At 60.1% G+C, this 19,956-nt stretch carries 19 protein-coding genes; 7 read left to right on the top strand and 12 right to left on the bottom strand.

Annotation, left to right across the window (positions count from 1 at the left end; all coding sequences use genetic code 11):
• Nucleotide 1 precedes the first annotated feature (1 nt).
• From JTP94_RS25990 to JTP94_RS25980, 3 genes are all read right to left on the bottom strand, one after another.
• Nucleotides 2-868 (bottom strand): carbohydrate ABC transporter permease, encoded by an 867-nt coding sequence (locus JTP94_RS25990; protein ID WP_204853299.1) that lies wholly within the window; start codon nucleotides 866-868, stop codon nucleotides 2-4.
• Nucleotides 869-870: 2 nt separating this feature from the next.
• Nucleotides 871-1,764, bottom strand: a complete 894-nt coding sequence (locus JTP94_RS25985) for a carbohydrate ABC transporter permease (protein ID WP_037196258.1) — start codon at nucleotides 1,762-1,764, stop codon at nucleotides 871-873.
• Nucleotides 1,765-1,949: 185 nt separating this feature from the next.
• Nucleotides 1,950-3,233, bottom strand: a complete 1,284-nt coding sequence (locus JTP94_RS25980) for a sugar ABC transporter substrate-binding protein (protein ID WP_409456635.1) — start codon at nucleotides 3,231-3,233, stop codon at nucleotides 1,950-1,952.
• Nucleotides 3,234-3,446: 213 nt separating this feature from the next.
• On the opposite strand from JTP94_RS25980, the gene JTP94_RS25975 reads away from it, so the two are divergent.
• The 4 genes from JTP94_RS25975 (at nucleotide 3,447) to JTP94_RS25960 (ending at nucleotide 6,880) form a co-directional block, all read left to right on the top strand.
• Nucleotides 3,447-4,241: an IclR family transcriptional regulator gene (locus JTP94_RS25975; RefSeq protein WP_204853297.1), complete on the top strand. Its 795-nt coding sequence runs from the start codon at nucleotides 3,447-3,449 to the stop codon at nucleotides 4,239-4,241.
• Between the two features lie 65 nt (nucleotides 4,242-4,306).
• Entirely contained in the window at nucleotides 4,307-5,143 is an 837-nt protein-coding gene (locus tag JTP94_RS25970; RefSeq protein WP_204853296.1) for an amidohydrolase, read from the top strand.
• A gap of 32 nt (nucleotides 5,144-5,175) precedes the next feature.
• The gene (locus tag JTP94_RS25965) at nucleotides 5,176-5,721 is read left to right on the top strand and encodes a MaoC family dehydratase (RefSeq protein WP_204853295.1); all 546 of its coding nucleotides are present in this window, start codon (nucleotides 5,176-5,178) and stop codon (nucleotides 5,719-5,721) included.
• 1 nt (nucleotide 5,722) lies between these two features.
• Nucleotides 5,723-6,880: a CaiB/BaiF CoA-transferase family protein gene (locus JTP94_RS25960; RefSeq protein ID WP_204853294.1), complete on the top strand. Its 1,158-nt coding sequence runs from the start codon at nucleotides 5,723-5,725 to the stop codon at nucleotides 6,878-6,880.
• Nucleotides 6,881-7,223: 343 nt separating this feature from the next.
• On the opposite strand, the gene tal is transcribed toward JTP94_RS25960, so the two are convergent.
• A complete protein-coding gene (gene tal / locus JTP94_RS25955) occupies nucleotides 7,224-8,189 on the bottom strand; it encodes a transaldolase (protein WP_204853293.1) in 966 nt (321 codons plus the stop codon).
• Nucleotides 8,190-8,692: 503 nt separating this feature from the next.
• Here tal and JTP94_RS25950 point away from each other — a divergent pair.
• The gene (locus JTP94_RS25950) at nucleotides 8,693-9,682 is read left to right on the top strand and encodes a sugar-binding transcriptional regulator (RefSeq protein WP_204853292.1); all 990 of its coding nucleotides are present in this window, start codon (nucleotides 8,693-8,695) and stop codon (nucleotides 9,680-9,682) included.
• 265 nt (nucleotides 9,683-9,947) lie between these two features.
• Here the strand turns inward: JTP94_RS25950 and JTP94_RS25945 are convergent, their stop codons facing one another.
• The gene (locus tag JTP94_RS25945; protein WP_204853291.1) at nucleotides 9,948-10,820 is read right to left on the bottom strand and encodes a bifunctional helix-turn-helix domain-containing protein/methylated-DNA--[protein]-cysteine S-methyltransferase; all 873 of its coding nucleotides are present in this window, start codon (nucleotides 10,818-10,820) and stop codon (nucleotides 9,948-9,950) included.
• Nucleotides 10,821-10,932: 112 nt separating this feature from the next.
• Nucleotides 10,933-11,436, bottom strand: a complete 504-nt coding sequence (locus JTP94_RS25940; protein WP_204853392.1) for a DUF2244 domain-containing protein — start codon at nucleotides 11,434-11,436, stop codon at nucleotides 10,933-10,935.
• Nucleotides 11,437-11,458: 22 nt separating this feature from the next.
• On the opposite strand from JTP94_RS25940, the gene nth reads away from it, so the two are divergent.
• Nucleotides 11,459-12,238 carry an endonuclease III gene (nth, locus tag JTP94_RS25935; RefSeq protein WP_204853290.1) on the top strand — a complete coding sequence of 260 codons (780 nt, stop codon included), beginning with the start codon at nucleotides 11,459-11,461 and terminating at the stop codon, nucleotides 12,236-12,238.
• A gap of 6 nt (nucleotides 12,239-12,244) precedes the next feature.
• Here nth and JTP94_RS25930 read toward each other — a convergent pair whose 3' ends face one another.
• Nucleotides 12,245-12,958, bottom strand: coding sequence for a sulfate transporter family protein (locus JTP94_RS25930; RefSeq protein ID WP_204853289.1), 714 nt, complete (start codon nucleotides 12,956-12,958; stop codon nucleotides 12,245-12,247).
• A 254-nt stretch (nucleotides 12,959-13,212) separates the two neighbouring features.
• On the opposite strand from JTP94_RS25930, the gene JTP94_RS25925 reads away from it, so the two are divergent.
• Nucleotides 13,213-14,064 carry a MurR/RpiR family transcriptional regulator gene (locus JTP94_RS25925; RefSeq protein WP_204853288.1) on the top strand — a complete coding sequence of 284 codons (852 nt, stop codon included), beginning with the start codon at nucleotides 13,213-13,215 and terminating at the stop codon, nucleotides 14,062-14,064.
• A gap of 27 nt (nucleotides 14,065-14,091) precedes the next feature.
• Here JTP94_RS25925 and JTP94_RS25920 read toward each other — a convergent pair whose 3' ends face one another.
• The 5 genes from JTP94_RS25920 to JTP94_RS25900 all read right to left on the bottom strand — a co-directional run bounded on the left by JTP94_RS25920 (nucleotide 14,092) and on the right by JTP94_RS25900 (nucleotide 19,956).
• Nucleotides 14,092-15,675 carry an FGGY-family carbohydrate kinase gene (locus tag JTP94_RS25920; RefSeq protein ID WP_204853287.1) on the bottom strand — a complete coding sequence of 528 codons (1,584 nt, stop codon included), beginning with the start codon at nucleotides 15,673-15,675 and terminating at the stop codon, nucleotides 14,092-14,094.
• 20 nt (nucleotides 15,676-15,695) lie between these two features.
• Nucleotides 15,696-16,370: an HAD family phosphatase gene (locus tag JTP94_RS25915; RefSeq protein ID WP_204853286.1), complete on the bottom strand. Its 675-nt coding sequence runs from the start codon at nucleotides 16,368-16,370 to the stop codon at nucleotides 15,696-15,698.
• A gap of 98 nt (nucleotides 16,371-16,468) precedes the next feature.
• Complete coding sequence (locus JTP94_RS25910; protein ID WP_204853285.1) at nucleotides 16,469-17,950, bottom strand: mannitol dehydrogenase family protein; 1,482 nt, start codon at nucleotides 17,948-17,950, stop codon at nucleotides 16,469-16,471.
• 153 nt (nucleotides 17,951-18,103) lie between these two features.
• Nucleotides 18,104-19,102, bottom strand: a complete 999-nt coding sequence (locus JTP94_RS25905; protein ID WP_204853284.1) for an ABC transporter ATP-binding protein — start codon at nucleotides 19,100-19,102, stop codon at nucleotides 18,104-18,106.
• A gap of 11 nt (nucleotides 19,103-19,113) precedes the next feature.
• Nucleotides 19,114-19,956 (bottom strand): carbohydrate ABC transporter permease, encoded by an 843-nt coding sequence (locus JTP94_RS25900; protein WP_204853283.1) that lies wholly within the window; start codon nucleotides 19,954-19,956, stop codon nucleotides 19,114-19,116.

Below are 19,956 nucleotides of genomic sequence, written 5' to 3'. Positions count from 1 at the left end.
ATCAACCTTTGACCGCACCGAATGTCAGACCCGACACCAGATGCTTCTGAATGATGAAAGTGAGTGCGAGCGCCGGAATGATCATCACGACCGCGAGCGCACACATGCCCCGCCAGTCGATGGTGAACTCGGACGTATAGTCGAGCAAGCCCACAGGCAGCGTCTTCGAATCGACCGAGCGCGTCAGCTGCGAGGCCAAGGCATATTCGTTCCAGCAGGTGAGGAAGGCGAAGATGCCGGCGGAAGCGATACCGGGGCCGGCAAGCGGAAATTCCACCTGCCAGAAAGCCTGCCAGCGCGTGCATCCGTCGATCTGCGCCGCCTCGGCGAGATCCTTCGGCACTTGCCGGAAGAAGCCGTCGATCAGCCAGATGGTGAAGGGCACGTTCAGCGCGACATAGGTGAGGATCAGGCCGAAATGCGTGTCGATGATGCCAAGCCGGGCATAGACCATGAACAGCGGCAGCGACAGGGCGACGCCCGGCACGGAGCGTGTCAGCATCAGGCCTAAGAACACCGCCGACTTGCCGGGGAACCGGAAGCGGGCGAAGGCATAGCCACCGGACATGCCGATCACGAGCGCGATGGCCGTCGATGTGATGGAGATGATCAGCGAATTGCGGAAATAATCCCAGACGGGAATGCCGCCCTGCCCCACGCCGCTGAACATCGAGCGATAGGCTTCCAGCGAAAGCTCCTGCGGGATCCAGACCGGCGGCTTCGCCATGATCTCCACCGTCGGGCGCAGCGAGCTGATGATGATCCAGAGGCCCGGCAGGCAGATGATGAGCATCGCGATGAAGAGGCCGACGAGATAGGCGGCTTTGCGCAGACGGCGCTGCAGGCGTTGTTGAGCGTTGCGATCCATGATTACCACTCCGCTCCGATCTGGGTGCGGGCAAGAGCCAGCTTACGGAAGAAATAGACTGTGAAGGCGATCGAAAGGATGATCGAGACATAGGCCATGGCGTTGGCGAGCCCCATCTGCGCGTCGGCATAGGCGGTGCGCCCGACCAGCGTCCAGATCAGCTCCGTGCGCCGCGCCGGCCCGCCATCGGTCATGATCTTGACGATGTCATAGGCGCGGGCGACGTCGAGCGAACGGATCGTCATGGCGATGAAGGCAAAGGGCATCAGGAACGGCCAGGTCACGTAGCGGAAGGTCTGCCAGCCGGTACAGCCGTCGACCTTGGCAGCCTCCACCGGCTCCTGAGGCATGGCGAACAGGCCGGCGAGAATGAGGATGGCGAAGACCGAGGTCGACGACCAGACTTCCGCGACGATGATTGAAAACAGCGCCAGATTGCCGTCGATCAGCCAGGGGATGGCATCATTGGTAATACCGAGCGACTGCAGGGCATTGTTGATGATGCCGACATTGTCGTTGAACATGAACTTGAACTGGAAGCCGACGAGCACGGGCGAAAACATCATCGGGAACATCATCAGCGTGCGCAGGATGCGCTTGCCGTGGGTCGCCTTGTTGACCAACAGGGCCAATCCCAGGCCGAGCAGCATTTCCAGATTGAGTGCGATCGTCAGCAGCACGACGGTGCGCACGAAAGCAGCCAGAAACACCGGGTCGGTCAGGATGCGGATATAGTTGCGCAGACCGATGAAGGTAAAGAGCGTGGCCGGCCGCGTCAGACGAAACGGCGTGAAGCTGGAATAGAAGGACAGAAGCAGCGGAAACAGCACCACGGCGACAAGGACGATGATCGCCGGGAGAAGAAGCAGGACCGGTGGGGATATCTTTTTGAACATGGCTTGGACCTGTCGGCATTCCTCGGCAGCGTGGCCCGGACTGCGTGGAATGGATTGCGTGAGGACGAGAAGCCGGCGCGAAACCGGCTGGACAGACCGGCCCCTTACGGGCAGGTCGAAAGCCATTCTCGAAGTCAGATTGCGGAAATCCCGCGCTTTTGAGCGCGGGATTTCGATTGCCTCGCTTAGAGGGAGCCGGCGTCCTTCAGGACATCCGTTGCCTTCTGGGCAGCTGTGTCGAGCGCTTCCTTGGAGGTCTTGTCACCGAGGATGGCGGCCTGAAGCTCCGGATAGACGACGTTGGAAATCTCGATCCATTGCGGCGTGCGCGGAACCGGGAAGGCGTATTTCATCGATTCCTGGAAGGTGCTCAGCACTTCCTTCTTATAAGGATCGGAAGCAGCCTGCTGGATGTCCCAATCCCACACCGCCTTGCGGGTCGGCAGCGTGCCGTTGGCAGCTTCGAGCTTCTGCGAGTCGTCGTTGGTCAGGAACCAGACGAGCGAAGCAGCCGCATCCTTGTGGGCGCAAGCCTCGGTCACCGAGAAGCCGTGGTGACCGGACCAGCCGGTGTGCTTGCCGGACGAACCGACGGGCTGCACGACGACGCCGACATTGCCGGCGACCTTCGAGGACTTCGGATCGTTGAAATAGGTCGCCCAGCCCGGCCAGTCGAGATCGAGCGCGATCGAGCCGGAAGCAAAGCCCGCGCCGAGATCGTCCCACAGATAGTTGGTCGTACCGGCGGGAACGGCCTTGGCCTTGTACATGTTCACGAACCAGTCGAGCGCACGCACGCCGGCTTCGGAATTGAAGGCGGGCTTGCCGTCCTTGTCGAGATATTCGCCGCCTTCGGCGACCAGCATTTCATAGAAGCGGCCGTTGATGGCCTCTTCCTTGCCGGGGAACTGCGTGCCGAAGAAGTTCGGCGGATTGGAGAAGAAGATCGCCTGGTCGGACACTTCCTTCCAGGTCTTCGGCGGCGCCAGATCGTAACCGTACTTCGCCTTGAACGCCGTCTTCTTGGCTTCGTCGTTGTAGAGGCTCTTCTGATAATAGAGCGCCGAAACGTCGAACTGGGCGCGCGGCAGCATGATCAGGCGGCCGTCGATGGTCGATGCCGCGATCGTCGAATCGACGAACTGGGCGATCTCTTCCTTCGGCAACAGCTTAGCGAGGTCGGTATAGAGGTCGGGATATTGAGGCGCGAAGGACGAATGGTTCGAGCCGACGCACCAGGAGATGCTGCCCGAGGCCATGTCCGACTTGATTTCCTTGTCGAGCTCGAAATGGTTCTTCTTGGACAGGATGTTGACCTTGGCGCCCGTTTCCTTCTCCCATTCGGAAATGCGCGCGTAAAGCGGCTCATATTGCTGGCCGCCGATAAGCTTGGCGTCGATCGTCACGCCCTGAAACTTGCCAGGCAGATCGGCGGCGAAGACCGAAGTACCCGCAAGCAATGCCATCATGCCGGCAGCAAGACCGGCCCTCCAATTCCTCATCGAAATTCCTCCCAAAAAACCGGACACCTTGTCCGATTGCCCTCTCGACCCAAATATGGATCAATAATTTATAAGTAAACATCTTATTCATTGGCCGTCAAGCCGAGATCGCACGCTTGTCAAATGCATTCATTCATATATGAATGATGATTTATGTTTCTTCGTTCAGGGGATCTGTTGATGAATGTAGAAGACGACAGTGATCGCTATCGCGCGCCGGCACTGGACAAGGGGCTCGACATATTGGAGCTGCTCGCAACGATTGATGGCGGCCTGACGCAGGCGGAAATCGCCAAGGCGCTCAATAAGAGCCCTAACGAATTCTATCGAATGCTCGATCGCCTCGTTCGGCGCGGCTACGTGCAGAGGCAGGATGGCGACCGCTTCTATCTGACGCTCAAGCTCTTCGGCCTGGCGCATTATCATGCGCCGGTGCGCCGGCTCGTGTCCTTCGCTACGCCGCTGATGCGCGAATTCTCCAACAGGGCCGAGCAGGCCTGCCATCTGGCGATCTACGACCGCGGCTCGGTCGCCGTCATCGCCCAGCAGGATTCGCCGACCTATTGGGGCATCTCGATCCGCGTCGGTGCCCAGATCAATCTCTACAACACTGGATCGGGTCACATCCTCCTGGCGTTCCGGGATGACAAGCAGCGCCAGATGATGATCAACGAGCAGCGGCGCCAGCAGGACCAGGAAGGCGAAGAGCCGCCTGCGGATCTCGGCGAGAAATTGCGGGCGATCCGCGAGAAGGGCTTCGAAACCATGGACAGCCTGCAGACCAGCGGCGTGCGCAACATATCCGCGCCGGTTCTGGCCATGGACGGCAATGGGCTTGCCGCTCTCACTTGCCCTTATATCGAGCCCGTCAATCCCAAGGCGCCCACTTACGATCAAGTCATCCAGTACGTGCGGGATGCCGCAAAACAGATCTCCGAAACCGTGGCCGGCACGGTTGATAAGGCCGAGCTATAATTTTTATTTGAATAAACTATTCTTCTGTGAGTATATGTTGGACAAGCAGGTATGGGAGGAACGCCATGCTTTTCGACAGCCACTTGCACATCGTCGACCGGAAACGGCTCGCCTATCCTTGGCTGGCTGATGCCGGCGCGCTCAATCGCGACAGCCTCTACGAGGACTATGCCCGGGAGGCCAAGCGCCTCGGTATAACCGATACGCTTCACATGGAGGTCGATGTCGCTGAGACCGACATCGAGCGGGAAACCGACTATGTCAAAGGCCTGAGCCGCGAACCGGGCAGCCTGCTGCGCGGCGCCATCGCCGCCTGCCGCCCCGAGAGCGCGGGCTTTCCCGTCTATCTCGAACGCGTGCTCGCCGATCCCTTCGTCAAAGGCTTCCGCCGCGTGCTGCATGTCGTGCCCGACGACGTTTCCGAAGGCACATTGTTTCGCGAGAACCTGAAGAGGCTCGCCGGCACTCGCCTCACCTTCGACCTCTGCGTTCTGCCGCACCAGATTTCCAAGGCGATCGCGCTCGTCGACCTTAACCCCGATATCAGCTTCATCCTCGATCACTGCGGCGTGCCGGCGGTCAAGGATGGGCTCAGTGAGAGCTGGTCGTCAGGGATCAAAGAAATTGCGAGACGGCCGAACGTCGTCGTCAAGATTTCCGGCGTCGTCGCCTATGCCGATCCCAACAATTGGACGCCCGAAACGCTGCGTCCCTTCGTCGAACATTGCATCGCAAGTTTCGGCTGGGATCGCGTCATCTGGGGCAGCGACTGGCCGGTCTGCACCCTGGGCGGCAATCTCTCCACCTGGGTCGCCGCCACCCATGCGCTGATGCAAGGCGTAAGCGCTGACGAACGTAACAGTCTTTATCATCTCAACGCCAAACGTCTCTGGTCTCTCTGAGGCCGGACGGATTTCTATTGAAAGTGAATGCCATGACCGCCACTGTCGGCGTATCCAGCACATACCCCAAGACCATGCCGGCCGATCATGCCGAAATCCCCGTCTGGAATGCGGAAAACTGGTTCTATGAGGATTTCGAGATCGGTCACAAGATCCGCTCGCTACGCCGGACGATCTCTGAAGGGGAATCCCAGCAGTTCAACGCGCTGGTGCTCGATATGCACCCCTATGTCAGCGACCAGATCTTTGCCGAAACCGAAGGCTTGTTCGGCAAGCGGCTCGTCGCCGGCGCCTTCGTCTTTTCCGCCGGCCTCGGGCTTGTGGCCACGAACTGCGTCAACGCCTTTTCCTATGGCTATGACAAGCTCCGCTTCATCAAGCCCACCTTCATCGACGATACGATCTATACCATTCGCACCAATCTGGATAAGCAGCCGAAATATGCCGAACTCGGCCTGATCCGCTCTTCTTACGAAGTCTTCAAGGGCGAAGGCGAATTGGTGCTCTATTGCGAGCATATCCAGACCGTGCGCTACAAGAACGGCCGGCCGGCAGACGCGCCGCCGTTGAAAGCCTGACATGAGCGACGAAAACGAAGAAGGCCTGCTAGCCGGCATCATCGTGCTGGATATGAGCCAATTTCTCGCCGGGCCGATGGCAGCCCTGCGGCTGGGTGATCTCGGCGCGCGCGTCATCAAGGTCGAACGGCCCGATGGCGGCGACCTCTGCCGCCGGCTCTATCTCAGCGACACCGAGATTGGCGGCGATTCCACGCTCTTTCACGCCATCAATCGCGGCAAGGAAAGCTTTGCCGTTAACATGAAGGATGAGGCCGATCTGCAGGAATTGCGGACGCTGATCGCCAAGGCCGATGTTATCATCCAGAACTTCCGTCCCGGCGTCATTGAAAGGCTCGGCCTTGACTACGCCTCCGTCGCCGCCATCAATCCGCGCATCGTTTATGGCAGCATTACCGGCTACGGCCCCGACAACGAGTGGCGACATTTTCCCGGGCAGGATCTGCTTGCCCAGGCGCGCTCCGGCGTCATGTGGCTGAATGGCGAAGCCGATGACGGCCCGGTGCCGTTCGGGCTTGCCGTCGCCGATATGCTGGCCGGCAATCTCCTCGTCCAGGCGATCCTCGCTGGACTGGTGCGGCGCGGCGTGACCGGCCGCGGCGTCCATGTCGAAACGAGCCTGCTGGAAGCAATGGTCGATTTCCAGTTCGAAGTGCTGACCACGCATCTGAACGATGGCGGCCGCCTGCCGCAGAAATCCGCCGTGCGCAATGCCCACGCCTATCTCGCTGCCCCCTACGGCGTCTATCGCTGCGCCGATGGCTGGCTGGCGCTGGCGATGATGCCGCTATCGAAGCTGGCGCCGCTGCTCGACCTGCCCGCCCTCGCCGATTACACGCCGGATGAGGCCTTCCTGCGCCGCGACGAGATCAAGAGCCTGATCGCCAGCCGCCTGCAGCAGAAGACGGTTCAGGAATGGCTTGATATATTGGAGCCGGCCGATATCTGGGCGGCGGAAGTACTCGACTGGCCGAAACTGCTGCAGACATCAGCCTTCCGCCAGCTCGACATGCTGCAGACAGTGACACGCGGCGACGGCGTTTCGGTGCAAACGACGGCAAGCCCGATCCGGGTGAATGGCGCACGTCACAAGAGCGGATTGGCCGCGCCGACGATCGGTAGCCAATCGGACAGAATCCGGACGGAGTTTATTGGGTAGATCAGTAGATCTCCTCATACTTCTCATTCGCCGAGCCTGTGGGACCCCTGTCACTTCGTGACATCTCCCCCACAAGGGGGAGATTGGTAACTTGCGGCGCTGCCAGCGCCAAACACTCAAAACTGTATCTGCTGAGCCATCGGTCTTTTTGGAGCAGCATAACATGCCCCAACGATCTCCCCCCTTGTGGGGGAGATGTCACGAAGTGACAGAGGGGGGTTATCAGAGGCTCGGCAGACTCGAAATTTCGGCTTGCCCTGTGAAACGCAAAAGGGGCACCGCATCGCTGCGGCACCCCTTTTCAACTGGAATGCTCCTCTCCCAGGAGAGAAGCGAAACCGCCTCAGGCAGCAGCGAGCTGCAGTTCCTTGCTGACCATGGCGCGCAGCGTGCCGAGATCCTTGGCGAAGGCGCGGATGCCTTCGGAAAGCTTCTCGGTGGCCATCGCATCTTCATTCATCATCCAGCGGAACGTCTTCTCGTCGACGGCGATCTTGGCGACGGAAGTCTTGTTTTCCGGCGAGAGCTTGCGCTCCAGCTTGCCTTCGTCCTTGGCGAGTTCGTCGAGCAGGTTCGGGCTGATCGTCAGGCGATCGCAGCCGGCCAGAGCTTCGACTTCAGCGGCGCTGCGGAAAGAGGCCCCCATGACGATCGTCTTGATGTCGTTGGCCTTGTAGTAATTGTAGATCTCGCGAACGGAGATGACGCCCGGATCTTCTTCCGGGGTATAGTCCTTGCCGGTCGACTTCTTGTACCAGTCGAGGATACGGCCGACGAAGGGCGAGATCAGGAATGCCTTGGCGTCGGCGCAGGCAATGGCCTGGGCCTTGCTGAAGAGCAGCGTCAGATTGCAGTCGATGCCTTCCTTCTGCAGCACTTCGGCGGCGCGGATGCCTTCCCAGGTGGAAGCAAGTTTGATCAGGATGCGGTCGTGGCCGATGCCGCGTTCTTTGTAGGCTGCGATGATGGCATGAGCCTTCGCGATCGACGCTTCGGTATCGAAGGACAGGTCGGCGTCGACTTCGGTCGAAACACGGCCCGGGACAAGGCCGGAGAGAGCAGCGCCGACCGAGATAGCTAGACGGTCGGCAACGGCATGGACGACGGCTTCCGAGGCACCGCCCTGCTTCTTGCCCCAGGCAACGGCTTCCTTGATCGCATCGGCGAACATCGGCGTGCCGAGCGCCTTGAGCACGATGGTCGGATTGGTGGTGCAATCCACCGGCTTCAGGCGTGCGACGGCCTCGATATCGCCGGTATCGGCCACGACCGTGGTCATGGCGCGGAGTTGGTCAAGCTTGGAAGTCATAACAGGTATCCTTGTTGAATGAGGCCCATTTGAATGGGGAGATGCCGGGTTGCAAGTTCCGTCCGGTCGATGGACGGCTTGAAGGCGTCAGGCGGAGCGCGCCCTTCCTTCTCCTATGTGTCGATAACGGGATAAAAAGCGCGAAAGTTCCATTTCCGGTGAACGGCCGAGCGGTGAAGAAACAACCTTCCGACGACAAGCTTTTCACCGGCACCGGGCGCCCTATGTGGTTGCCTGTCCGGTCTGACACTTGCTCGGAGCAACACTCGCACATTGTCCTCCTCGATTGGACAAGACCGAATTCCTCACCACCGACTATCAGCAATCTGGCAATGAAAAGTCAAGGACATTTGTGCAATTCAATTGACATAAGTTTCATGTCATAGAATATCGGCAGCAGAAGAGCCGATCTCGCCTGCTCCTGTCATCCGCCATCGCCACAATTCCTGTTCTGGGCGATCATGACGCTAAAAGGCACATGCGACAATCATGCCGGAGGACCTGTGGCCAAACTGAGACGCGGGACGCATACCGCCTATTCGGAGACCTCATCCCTGAGGCTTCGCGCCGCATGGCTCTATTATAATCAGAGCCTGACGCAGAAAGATGTCGCCGAGCAACTGGGCATCAGCCGCACCACGGTCATCCGCCTGCTGGATGAGGCGATGCGCCGCGCAGAAGTGCAGATCTGGATCACGGAAGGCATCGACGATTGCGTCGAGCTGGCGATCAAGCTGGAGCGCATCTATGGGCTGGATGAGGCGATCGTGGTTCCCGAGCCAGCCGGTGGTGACGTCAACGCCCAGGCAAAAAGCGTCGGCCTCGCGCTCGGCCAGTTCCTGACGGAAGCTATTCCCGACAATTACACGATCGGCGTCGGCTGGGGCCGGACGATGACGGCCTCGCTGGCGAGCTTCCGCCCTCCCCGTCGTAACAATTGCAAGGTGGTCTCCCTGCTCGGCGGCATCGTCGCCGTCCATCAGACCAACCCGATCGACTATACGTGGCGCCTCGCAAGCCAGCTCGGCGCGGAATGCTACATGTTCCTGGCGCCGCTATTGGTCGATTCCATCGAGACCAAGCGCAATCTCATCGAAAAATGTGGCCTGGAAGCCATCTACCGGCTGGCGGAGAACCTCGACCTCGCCATCGTCAGCTGCGGCGATATCGGCCCGCAATCAACGTCACTGTCGGAGGGTTTCATTTCAAAGGGCGAGCTGCAGCAGCTGATCGAGGCCGGCTGCGTCTGCGACACCATGTTCAACTTTCTCGACGCCGAGGGTAACTCCGTCGATCACCCCATCAACAAGCGCGTCATGTCCGTCGATCTCGACACGCTGAAGAAAGCCAAGCATATCGTCATTTCCTCCGGCGGCGCGCATCGCGCCCAGGCGATCAGCGCCACCATCAAGCGCATCGGCTGCAATACTTTGATCACCGATGAAAGTGCTGCCAAGGCACTGCTGCAAATGGCTATGGCGAAGGCGGCTTGATCAATTGATTCCGAATTCACGGAGGGTGCAACCCCCCCTCTGTCGCTTCGCGACATCTCCCCCACATGGGGGGAGATCATTGGGAGCTTGCCGCCCGTCCTCTCCGAAACACTAAATTGCGGTTTCAGCAGATTCTATGTTCGCTTGAAGCGAGAGATCACTGCGGGTTACCAATCTCCCCCCCTTGTGGGGGAGATGTCACGACAGTGACAGAGGGGGGTTACGCAGGCTCGGCAAACTCAAAACCTTCAAGAATGCACACCCCTCAAGCGTCACCCGCTTCCCATCCCAGCATCGCGCGCTTGCGCGTCAGCCCCCAATGGTAGCCGGTGAGCTGGCCGTTCTTGCCGAGCGCCCGATGGCACGGCACGACGAAGGAGATCGGGTTGCGGCCGACGGCTGCCCCCACCGCCCGCATCGCCGTCGGCTGGCCGATATCACTGGCGATGTCGGAATAGGTCACCGCCCGGCCCATCGGGATCTTCAGCAGGCTTTCCCAGACGCGCAGCTGGAAATCCGAGCCGATCAGCACCACCCGCAGCGGCTGGTCGCTCGACCAGTTCGACCGCTCGAAAATACGCGCCGCGTAAGGTGCCGTCGCCTGCGGATCCTCGATGAATTGCGCATTCGGCCAACGGCAGGTCATGTCCTCCAGGCAAGCTCGCTCATTCCCGGAATCGCTGAAGGCAAGACCGGCAAGACCGCGATCCGTGACCATGATCAGGGCAAGACCGAAGGGCGAGATGTGGAAACTATAGCGCATCACCAAACCGCTGCCCCTGGCCTTCCATTCGCCCGGCGACATCGCCTCATGCGTGACGAAGAGATCGTGCAGCCGGCTCGGGCCGGAAAGACCGACTTCGAACGAGGTCTCGAGAAGCGGCAGATCTTCCCGGCGCAGCAGGCGCTTGGCATGGTCGAGGGTGACTGCCTGCAGAAAGGCCTTAGGCGACAGCCCGGCCCAGCGGGTGAACGTCTTCTGCAACTGGGTCGGCGACTGGCTGAGCCGATCGGCAAGCATTTCAAGCGATGGCTGGTCGCGATATTCCTCGGTGATGAGCTCGATGACCCGCCGAACGGTCTCGTAGTCCTGACCCTGCGGCGTGATGTCGTTCTTCAACTGTGCAATCGCATTCATGATCTTTCTCCTTGGAAAGGAGAAAACCACGGCAAGGGAGGCAAAACCACCCGTTTCTTGCGCAGGCGGCCCGTCTGCGAAAATGTGATGCCGTCGGTTTTGACAGGCCCGCTCATATCTTCTGCGTCACTGTCGCCAGGGCGCGCTTGAAGGCCTTGGCAAAGCTCTCCCGATCTTCCGGATTGAGGAAGGAGCCGACATCGGTATCGTGGTTTCTGTCGCGAACATGCATGGATACGACGCCGATCTCACGGTGGCGGCGAACGAGGAAACGCGTCCAGAACGGATTGAAGCGATGCTCCACCATTCGCCCGGTGGGCGAGAATTTGCGGATGGACACATTGGTACGCGACACCGTGACCTCCTCGCGCACGCGCCCGGAGCGGTAATTCAGCCAGAAAGCCCCGTAGAGCAGGAAGAAATCGGCGCCGAAGAAGAGGCCGATCGGCCATGCGCCCTCCGCGACAAACAGAACGCTGTAGAAGAGGCAGAAGGCACCTGCCAGGGCCAGCATGATCCTGAACCCCTTTCGTCCCAGCGAGCGATGGGGGAACAATTCGGCGGCGAAAACCGGTCTGTTGCCGTCTGCCGCAGTATCGGCGTTGCGTTCCGTCATAGGACTTGAGTATAGGTCGTTCATGGCAAATCTTAAGATCAAATCCAGCACCCAAACCGCGAAAAAGTCAAATGCGACCGCAGGCCGCAAGCCGGCGTCGAAGAGCCTTTATTCGAAGGCGGATCTGGAAGAGATCTTCCGCCGCTTCTCCATCCAGCGGCCGGAGCCGAAGGGCGAGCTGGAGCATGTCAATCCCTTCACCCTCGTCGTTGCCGTGGCGCTGTCGGCACAGGCGACCGATGTCGGCGTCAACAAGGCGACCCGCGCCCTCTTCGCCATTGCCGATACGCCGCAGAAGATGCTCGATCTCGGCGAGGAGCGCATCCGCGACTATATCAAGACGATCGGCCTTTACCGCAACAAGGCGAAGAACGTCGTCGCGCTGTCGGAAAAGCTGATCACGGATTTCGGCGGCGAGGTGCCACGGACGCGCGAGGAGCTGATGACCTTGCCGGGTGTCGGCCGCAAGACCGCCAATGTCGTACTGTCGATGGCCTTCGGTCAGGCGACGATGGCTGTCGACACGCACATCTTCCGTATTGCCAACCGGCTGCTGCTGGCCCCCGGCAAGACGCCTGACGAAGTCGAACAACGGCTGATGAAGGTGATCCCTGACCAATATCTCTACCACGCCCACCATTGGCTGATCCTGCATGGGCGCTATTGCTGCAAGGCGCGCAAGCCGGAATGCGAGCGTTGCGTCATCGCGGATCTCTGTCGCTCGCCCGAAAAAACCTGGGACATCCCTGCCCCGTTGATCGAGCTGCCCGCTCAGATCATCGGTGCGGAAGCCGCCGGCTAGGCTCTGTCATGCACGCAGGCCCATCTCCTGGCGCGAGATCAGCTTGTGCAGATGCACCATCATGCCAGCCGCAAATAGCGGCGTCAGCAGATTGAGAAGCGGGATGGCAAGAAAGGCGGCGATCGCGAGGCCGGCGAGGAACACGGTGAAGGCATGCTTGACGCGGAACTGCCGCGCCTCTTCCGGCGAGCGAAAACGCATCGCGGCGAACTCGAAGAATTCCCGACCGAGCAGATAGCCGTTCACCAGAAAGAAGGCGATCAGATTGACGCCCGGAATGAACAGCAGGAACAGGGCGACGATATTGCCGACGATGACCACGCCGAGAAACCGCACCGAGCTTTTCATTGCGGCCGCGATCGGCATGGCCTTTCCCGGTGAATCGGAAGGATAGTCGCGCCTTTCCACGACCTCGGCGACATCGTCCAGAAAGAGGCCGGCGATCAATGCTGTCACCGGCGAGATCAGCAGCGCCATCGCCAGCGCCAGCACGATGCCGGCCAGAATGGCGAGGAAGAATGTAAGCCAACTCGTCCAATCCGAAGCGGACGGCATAAGACCTTGCAGCCAGGGCAGAGCGAAGGAATTGAACACGCCGCGCAGCAGGAACCAGAACGCGGCGAGCGCCAGCAATGTCAGACCTAGAACCTTCCAGAAGACCTTGCGCGTTTCCGGTGCGAAGAGGTTTGCCAAGGAAAGGCGCGCAGCAAGAACAATCATTCGGTCGACATCTCCTGGTTGGTGATCAGACACCTAGGTAGCGCCGGCGCCGATATCAATATCTCCGCCGGTATACGAATACGCTCAATTAAAAATTTGCATTGTTGTAATAAAGTTTAAGCTAATATATTCTGGAGGCCATATTAAGAACAACAACCAAAACAAGATCGGCGGCTTTGTGAAATCTGCACGCCCGATTGTTCCAGCAGTTGGTGCGACCAGACATCGGAAAGACCGTCAGCGAGGCGCAAAATTTGGAAGACCTTAGCCAGAAACTTAGGGAATATATAAAGGTTGGCACACCAGCCGAGCGACGTATTGCCAAGTATTTCTCTGAACACCTGAATGAACTGCCCTTCGAAACGGCCTCCTCCGTGGCCGATAGACTGGAACTGAGCCCGATGACAGTAGGGCGTTTCCTGCGATCCCTCGGCTATCATGGACTGGACGGAATAAAGGTCCATCTGAAGGACAACCTGACCCCAGTTACGTTACAATTGCCTAACATTATGGAGCAGCTTCAGAAGGACGCCAGCGAGGGCCGCCCGCTCGCAACCCAGATCGCTGAACAGGTCGAGATGCTGCAGCATATCTACAATCTGGCCAACCAGCCGCAATGGCTGGAAGCGGTGACAACGATCCTTTCATCCAAGAATGTCTTCATCACCGCCCACCCCCGCCTTGCAGGGCTCGGGCGCCATCTCTGCGACCGCCTGACATTTGCCCGCGATCATGTGCTCTTCCTCGACGGGGCCAATGGCAGCTATGTCGAGCTGCTGGGCGGGCAATCCGAAGACGGCCTGCTCATCATCATCGATTCACCGCGCTTCGTCGCGTCGCGACTCCTAGCGCGTTCCGCCCGTCGCGCCGGACACAAGGTGTTGCTGGCAACCGGCCAATTCACGGAATGGGCGCATGAATTCGCAAACATCACGCTGTCGCTGCCGCCTCAGCGAGCCAATAGCCGCGAGAACCTCTCGGCCATGATGTCGCTGCTGGAATTCCTGGCCATAGCCGTCATTCAAGCCGCCGGCGAAACCGCGGAAACCAGAATTCGCCGGATCGAAGAGCTGCAAGGCATGTTTGCCTATGCGCCGCTGCGGTAGCGGACGCCCTCGTGGCGAGTCGACCGACTATTCCATCGCGTCCAGTTCGGCCCGATGCCGGTACATGGCAAGGAAGCGCCTGTATTCGCGATCGTAGAGCGCCTTCTTGCCGGTATCCGGCAGACGTTCGTAACCGCCCGGATACATAGCGGCGCCAGCCACGGCCAGGCTTTCATGAAGACCGCAGGAAACGGAAGCCGCGATTGCGGTCCCGAGCAGCACCGCTTCGTTCATTTTCGGAACGACGACCCTGCAGCCGGTGACGTCGGAATAGAGCTCCATGAGCACCGAGTTCTTCACATGGCCGCCGGCGACATGCAGCGTGTCATGCACGTAGCCATAGTCGCGCATCCTGTCGAGGATATGGCGGATACCGAGCGCTATGCCGATGCTGGTACGCCAATAGAGCCGGCAAAGGCCGTCGAAGGAAGCGTCAAGCGTCATGCCGCTGATGACCCCCATCGCATGCGGATCGGCCAGTGGTGACCGATTGCCGTGAAAATCGGGCAGCACATGGATGCGTCCGCCGAGGGATTCGCCCTCGGCAAGCCGAAGCTCCGCGATCCTCTTGACGATACGGTCGTGCAATGCCGCCGTCGGCTGGCCGCCGGCCGCATGCATGCTGACGATATGGTCGAGCAGCGCGCCCGTTGCCGATTGCCCGGCTTCGGCAAGCCACATGCCCGGAAAGACAGCCTCGTAATAAGGCCCCCACATGCCGGTGCTGCGCTTGCGTTCGCGCGCGAAGGAGACGATGCAGCTTGACGTTCCCGCGATGAGTGCCAGCTGGTGTTCCAGGGTGCCGAGATCGCCGGCATGCCCGCCGAGAGCACCGAGCGCGCCTGCATAGGCGTCGATCATGCCGGCGCCGACATGACAGGCGCGATCGAGCCCCAACGCCTCGGCAGCCTCCGCCGTCAGCGTTCCCATGCTCTTTCCGACGGGAACGCTCTCCTCGGGCAGGCCGCCACGCTCCCGCAGATCGCCGAGGCCGATCACGTTGAGGAAATCCGCCTGCCAAGCCGGTTGGCGATGGGCGAGATAGTTCCATTTCGCCACGAGCGTGCAGCGCGAGCGCGCCGACGAACCCGTCGCCTTCCAGGTCATGAAATCCGCGAGATCGAAGAAATAGCCTGCCTGCGCCCAGCTTTCGGGCAGGTTCTCTTTCAGCCACATCAGCTTCGGCATTTCCATTTCCGGCGACATGAACTCGCCGGAATAGTCGAGAACCTCGTGCCCCGTCGCCGTGCAGTAATCCGCCTCGGCAAGCGCCCGATGATCGAGCCAGACGAGGGTATCGAAACGGTTCTCGCCATCAGTGGAAACCGTCAACTGCCTGCCCTGCCTGTCGCGCACGACCAGCGAACAGGTAGCATCGAACCCGATCGCGCCGATAGCGGATGCATCGACGCCGGAGACCTTCACCGCGCCACGAACGGCCGCGCAGACGGCGGCCCAAATATCTTCGGAATCATGCTCGGCGTGGTTTTCACGCGGGCGATTCATCAAGATCGGATATTCGCTTTTTCCCAGCAGTGAGCCGTTCGCCGTGAAGACACCGGCGCGTGCGCTGCCTGTGCCGATATCGACCGCAACCACGTGATCACGCATGCAAAAGAGGTCCCGACCACTTATCTCTTGTTGCGGACAAGTTGTATCAAATCCGGCATCGCGTCAAACACGACTTCAGGAGAAAGCTGCTCCAGTTCCGCGCGATAACTGGGTGAATGAGCGTGCGAACCACCGGTAAAGGCGAAAACCGTCATGCCCGCCGCCCGCGCCGCCGTGATCCCCGCCGGACTGTCTTCGACGACGATACAGTCTCCTGGAGCGACCCCCATCCGTTCGGCGGCAAAGAGGAAGAGATCCGGTGCGGGCTTGCCTCGCTTGACCATGCTGGCGCTGAAGATATTCGGCTCCAGACGCTGCAGAAGGCCGGTCACCCCGAGCGAGAGCCGGATACGTTCCAGCTGGCTCGAAGATGCAACACAACGCGGGAGCGAAAGCGCATCCAGCGTCGCCGCAATACCGTCGATCGGCTTCAGCTCGTGCTTGAAGCGCTCGTAAAGGTCGTTGCGGATGCGATCGAGAAAAACCTGGTCGATGAAGACATCGAATTCCGTCTGCAGCGTGTCAACGAGCGTCGCGAGGCTCTTGCCGAGGAAGCGGCTGTAGACATCCTCCTCGCTCATATCCACGCCGACATCGTGCATCGCCTGGATGAGCACGCTGACCGATAGCGGCTCGCTATCGACAAGCACGCCATCGCAATCGAAGATTACGAGCCCCTTCTCCGCATCGGTCATCGTAGATCCAACCCGAATTCTGTTGCTGTCCCGCCGACCCTAATACCGGCATGACAATGAAAAACGGCCGGAGCAGGAGAACTCCGACCGTTCAGAAGTTATTCCGCGAGTTTGTTGTCCAGGTATAGCTGCAGGGTGACGCGGGTACCCTTTTCCCACAGCGTTTTTAGGGCATGCGCGAAGCGCTTGCGGAAGAGATCGGATTTGGCGACGGTGCCGAAGATATCGTCGAACACCAGGAAGGCATCCGGATCGTCCTTTGCCTTTAAAGCGGCTTCATGCAGCCGCTCGGCGCTGGCATCGTTGAAAACGATATCCTGGCCGCTGTCGGTTTTGCCGGCGAAATATCGGCACCACAGCGCGGAGACCAGCGCGAGACCGACGACATCCTCGCCGCGGCTCAAGCGATCGGCTGTGGACGGCAGGATGAACTTCGGCTGGCGGTTGGAGCCGTCCTGCGCCAGACGCGGAATGGTGTCGGCGATCTTCGGATTGGAGAAGCGCCGCTCGATCTGCTTGAAGTAATCCGCGAGCACCGTGTTCGGCACCGGCGGAATGACCGGAATGATCTCGTCATTCTCGAGCTTGGCGAGATAGGCGCGGATCAACGGTTCCTCCATCGCCTCATGCACGAAATGCACGTCCATCAGCGCCGCCGGATAGGCGATGGCCGCATGGCCGCCGTTGAGGATGCGGATCTTCATGTGCTCATAGGGCGTAACGTCCGGCACGAAGGTAACGCCGACCTTCTCAAGCGCCGGGCGGCCTGCCGGAAAATTGTCTTCCAGCACCCATTGCTTGAATTCCTCGCAATAGACGGGCCAATTGTCCTCGATATCGAAAACATCCTTGAGCAGATCGATCTCGCGCGTGCCGGTCGCCGGCGTGATACGGTCGACCATGCCGTTCGGGAAGGCGACATTTTCGGCGATCCAGTCGGCAAAGGCCGGATCGGAAAGCCGTGCCGTACCAATGACCGCGGCTTTGGTGACGCCACCGTTATGGGGGATATTGTCGCAGGACATGACGGTGAACGGCTGCAGGCCGGCAGCGCGGCGCACCTTGAGGCCGGCGACAACAAGGCCGAACACCGTCTTCGGCGCGTCAGGGTTCTGTCCGTCGGCGACGATCGCCGGATGGGCCGGATTGAACTTGCCGGAGGCATCGATGAAATAGCCGCCTTCGGTAATCGTCATCGAGACGATGCGAATGGTGGGATCGGCAAGCTTGGCGATGATCGTCTTGGCATCGCCGACCGGCAGGATGCCAACCATGGGCGCGGTGACGCGGGCAGCCGTGCGGTTGTTGTCCTGCTCGACGACGGTCGTCAGAAAGTCCTGGGCGGCGAGCTTTTCCCGCATGGCGGCATCGGACGGTAGCACGCCCGCGCCAATGATCGCCCAGTCATGGTCGTGGCCGGCGTTGAACAGGTCGTCGAGATAGATTGCCTGATGCGCGCGATGGAAATTACCGACACCGAAATGCACGATGCCCGCCGACAGCGACTTCGGATCATATGCGGGAATGGCGGCCGTTGCGGCCGCCTCCTGGAGAGTTGCGAGCGATAATTTGCACGTCATGTCTCTAGTCCTTCTGGAAAGGTCTCTGGCTCCGGACGGCTTGGGTGGACCGTCCCGGCTGGTATGCTTCCCGGCCCGCAGATATCGATGGATGCGGACCGGGACAGATGCATTTGCCGAGCGTGTGCGGCGCGCACGGCCTCGGCTTGTGGCTCAGATCGACAATCCTTCGGCGTTGAACCGGTGGATATGCGCCTTGTCTGGGGTCAGGTAGACGGTATCTCCGGCGCGGGCAGGGAAATCGCCGGAACCGCGCGCGGTCACCGTGCCGATCCCGTCGACGTCGATGTGCAGGAACGTGTCGGAGCCAAGATGCTCGGCGACGGTCACCTTGCCCTGCCAGTCACCCGAGGTGGTCGAGAGCAGGATATGTTCCGGCCGCACGCCGATCGTGTCGCCGCCAAGGCTCTGCGCATAGGCGCCCTTCACAAGGTTCATCTTCGGCGAGCCGATGAAGCCGGCGACGAAGATATTGCGCGGGCTCTTGTAGAGCTCCAGCGGCGAGCCCACCTGCTCGATGTTGCCGCGGTTAAGCACGACGATCTTGTCGGCCATGGTCATGGCTTCGACCTGATCGTGCGTCACGTAGACCATCGTCGTCTTAAGCTGCTGATGCAGCTCGCTGATCTCGAGGCGCATGTTGACGCGTAGCGCCGCGTCCAGGTTCGACAAAGGCTCGTCGAACAGGAAGGCCGCCGGCTGGCGCACGATGGCGCGGCCGATGGCAACGCGCTGGCGCTGGCCGCCGGAAAGCTGGCGCGGCTTGCGCTCCAGATAGTCTGTCAGATTGAGGACGCGCGCTGCGTCCGCCACCTTCTTGTCGATTTCCGCCTGCGGCATATTCGCCATCTTCAGCGGAAAGGCGATGTTCTTGCGTACACTCATATGCGGATAGAGCGCATAGGACTGGAACACCATGGCCAACCCTCGGTCGGATGGCTTCAGATTGGTGCCATCCTTGCCGTCGATCAGGATCTGGCCGCCGGAGACGTCTTCGAGACCGGCGATCAGACGCAGCAGCGTGGATTTGCCGCAACCCGACGGGCCGACGAACACCACGAACTCACCATTGTTGATTTCGAGGTCGATGGAAGGGATGACCTTGGCTTCGCCAAAGACCTTAGAAACCTTCTTAAGGACAATGCTACCCATGTTTCTCTCCCTTACTTAACCGCGCCGAAGGTGAGGCCGCGAACGAGTTGTTTTTGGCTGAACCAGCCGAGGATCAGGATCGGAGCGATCGCCATGGTCGATGCCGCCGAAAGCTTGGCATAGAACAGGCCCTCCGGGCTGGAATAGGAGGCGATGAAGGTGCTCAGCGGTGCCGCGTCGACGGCAGACAGGTTGAGCGTCCAGAACGCCTCGTTCCATGCGAGGATGATATTGAGCAACATCGTCGAGGCAAGGCCGGGGATCGCCATCGGCGTCAGCACGTAGATGATCTCCTTTACCAGCGTCGCGCCATCCATGCGGGCCGCTTCTAGGATCTCGCCGGGGATTTCCTTGAAGTAGGTATAGAGCATCCAGACGATGATCGGCAGGTTGATCAGCATCAGCACGACCACCATGCCGACCCGGCTGGCGAACTGGTTGTTGAGCAGTCCGAAGCCCTGGAACAGCAGATAGATCGGAATGAAGGCGCCGACCGGCGGCATCATCTTCGTGGACAGCATCCACATCAACACGTCCTTGGTCCGCTTGGTCGGCGAAAATGCCATGGCCCAGGCGGCGGGAACGGCGACGATCAGGCCGAGGATCGTCGAACCGAAGGCGATGATGACCGAGTTGCCGAAGTGGAGGAAATAATCCGAGCGCGACTGCACCTCGAAATAATTCTCCAGCGTCCAGTGGAAGAAGAGGAACTGCGGCGGCGAGGCGATCGCATCCCCTTCCGTTTTGAAGCTCGTCAGGATCGTCCACAGGATCGGGAAGAAGATGAGCAGGGCGACGATCCAGGCGACCACCGACACGAACACCTTGCGTTGCGTAGTGACTTTGCGTGCCAT

This window comes from Martinezella lusitana (genome assembly GCF_016901135.1).
Taxonomy (GTDB): domain Bacteria; phylum Pseudomonadota; class Alphaproteobacteria; order Rhizobiales; family Rhizobiaceae; genus Rhizobium; species Rhizobium lusitanum_D.
The sequence above is the reverse complement of the archived record's forward strand: the minus strand, read 5'-3'. Positions and strand labels throughout refer to the sequence as shown.